The organism is Natrialba taiwanensis DSM 12281 (genome assembly GCF_000337595.1).
Taxonomy (GTDB): domain Archaea; phylum Halobacteriota; class Halobacteria; order Halobacteriales; family Natrialbaceae; genus Natrialba; species Natrialba taiwanensis.
Map to the genome: position 1 here is coordinate 1 of NZ_AOIL01000044.1, position 2314 is coordinate 2314.

Below are 2314 nucleotides of genomic sequence, written 5' to 3' on the forward strand. Positions count from 1 at the left end.
CCCCCAGCGTCGTGATCGCGGTCTCCCAGATCGGCGGGAGCAAGAACAGGCCGAGGCCATTCCCGACGAAGATCAATCCCGTTGCAGCCCCGCGGCGCTCCTCGAACCAGCGCGGAATCACCGACGCGATCAACACGAATACCGTTCCCAGCGCGAGTCCGAGTACCGCGAAGACGACCGTCAACCCGAGATACGACTCGACCGCGTACAGCGACGGCGCGAGCAACCCCGTTGCAACCGTACAGACGAATAGCACGCCCCGGATCGGCAACCGCGCGGAGAAGACGCCGATGATTCCGGACCCGATGAAGAACGTACACAACATCACGGAGAAAACGCCCGAGAGGACGACCGGAGACACCGCGAAGGCCTCGCTAAAGGGCTGTCGGAAGATGCCGTACGAAAGCGGTGTTCCGAACGTAAACACCATCCCGAACGCACCGGCGAGTGCGATACCCCAACTCCGAGGACTGTCGGGCGTTTCTGCGACCGAATTCGGCACGTCAGTGCGTAAGTCGACCGGTAGCGAAAAGCTTCCGTTTCCTGCACTTCACCGCCTGTCGTCTCGAAACTGAACTCGTACTCGCTTTCGTAACTCCGGTCTCGCCGTCTCAGGAGCAGACCCTTCCGTTCTTAAAACGTCACTAGAATCGCCGCGTAGACGAGCGCCCCGGAGACGAACGCCCAGAATCGGCTCTCCCGAGTTCGTGGCAGTTCGTCTTTGATCGCGTTGAACACGACGCCGCCCGTCAGGAGTCCGATGAGGATCGTAAACAGCGCGTCAGCCATCGTATAGACGGCTCCAATGACGGCTCCGACGACGACCGCGGCCGCGAGAATCCAGCGTCCCCTCCGCCTGTAGAGCGCCTGGTAGTGCTGTTCCAGCGCCTCGTCGTTTCCGAAGAGGTGAAACGCCATCGCGAACGCGAACAGCACCGTATTCTCTGTTCCCGTCTGCCCCTGAACCAGTACGTAGCCGATGAACGCATTGTAGACGACGAACCCGCCGATGTGCACCCAGAACACGGGTTTTGAGATACCGACCTTCGACGCGACTGCGAGGGTATCCACGACGGTTGCGATCCGTTCGAGGCCGTAAAAGAGTGCGACGCCGATGAAAACGAGAATGTAGATGTGGTGTTCGGTGAGCGTTGCGAGGCCGAGTTCGACGCCGGCGAGCGATCCTCTGTGCGCATCGAGTTCAGGGAAGAGGTGGAGGAAGGCGTACACGAGCGAGATGCCGCCGGCTATCGAGAGGATGCTGTGCCGAGAGATACGCGTCGTTTCCGAGCGGATATCAGGCAGGAAATGAGCGAGCGCCACGCCGATGACGAGCAGGACGGTGAGGAGTGAGCCACTGGTAGTGGCCGCGACCGCGGGTACATCCATCGAATGACACCCTTCGCGGTGCGTGATGCTCTCTCTTTCGGTGCGAATGCGGGGGTAGTGCCGGCCTACTGCTTCGTCTCTATCGTCCCGCCCCTGTAACCTGATCCCTCTGTCGTCTTCCTTTCGTGCCAGGCGACTAGCGAACTGGTGAACTCGCAAACGAGAAGTGCTTGCAGCGAACGCAGACTGGCCAGTATCGCTGGCGCGTGTCTGTATCCGACTCGACTTTGTAGACGTATGAGTTAGTCTAACTAATCGGCCTAATTTGTAAGCCTAATCAATGAACGTGCCTCTATAGTCTTTCATCGAAACCGCTGCACAGAGCACCGATCCGGTTGATTTGTCGCAGACAGCGTCGCAATCCCCTCATTTTGGCTCCCGATTTCGATTAGTTCGTTTTGACCGGGTGGTTGATATGGTATATTTTGCAAGCAGGCGCTTCTTCGTACTTGGCGTGGGAAGTGAACTCGTGATTCGATCGTTTAAATCTCCGATGGAGTACGTTCAAGGACGCGACGCGCTCAGTCAGCTCGGCGACCAAGTCGCGCCGATCGCGGAGACCGCGCTGGTGATCGGCGATTCGGACGTTCTCGGGATTATCGGCGACCGGGCCGAAGCGAGTCTCGAGGAAAGTGACGTCGACGTGACGCTCGAGGAGTTCGGCGGGGAGGCCTCCGAGACGGAGATCGACCGGATAACGGAGGTCGCCCGGGAAATCGACGCGGACGTGATCGTCGGTGCCGGCGGCGGAAAAGGGCTCGATACGGCCAAAGCAGTTCGGGAGAACGCGGGCGGGGCGATGGTTTCGATGCCGACGATCGCCTCGACCGATGCGCCGACCTCGAGCCTGTCCGTGATCTACTCCGAAGACGGCGAGTTCGAACGGTACCGCTTCTACGAGTCGCATCCAGACGTAGTGCTCGTC

The 2314-nt window shown here is 59.7% G+C and carries 3 protein-coding genes; 1 reads left to right on the top strand and 2 read right to left on the bottom strand.

Features of this window, described 5'->3' with window-relative positions:
* Both C484_RS12035 and C484_RS12040 read right to left on the bottom strand, forming a co-directional pair.
* Positions 1 to 502: MFS transporter (locus tag C484_RS12035; protein WP_006826206.1), on the bottom strand; the 502-nt coding region annotated here is incomplete at its 3' end.
* Between the two features lie 131 nt (positions 503 to 633).
* Positions 634 to 1389, bottom strand: a complete 756-nt coding sequence (locus C484_RS12040; RefSeq protein ID WP_006826207.1) for a hypothetical protein — start codon at positions 1387 to 1389, stop codon at positions 634 to 636.
* A 493-nt stretch (positions 1390 to 1882) separates the two neighbouring features.
* On the opposite strand from C484_RS12040, the gene C484_RS12045 reads away from it, so the two are divergent.
* Positions 1883 to 2314 (top strand): iron-containing alcohol dehydrogenase (locus C484_RS12045; protein WP_006826208.1); only part of this gene is annotated, 432 nt, incomplete at its 3' end.

Bases quoted from the DNA above. Each gene is read 5' to 3' on its own strand.
- C484_RS12040 (WP_006826207.1), bottom strand. From the start codon at position 1,389: ATGGATGTACCCGCGGTCGCGGCCACTACCAGTGGCTCACTCCTCACC.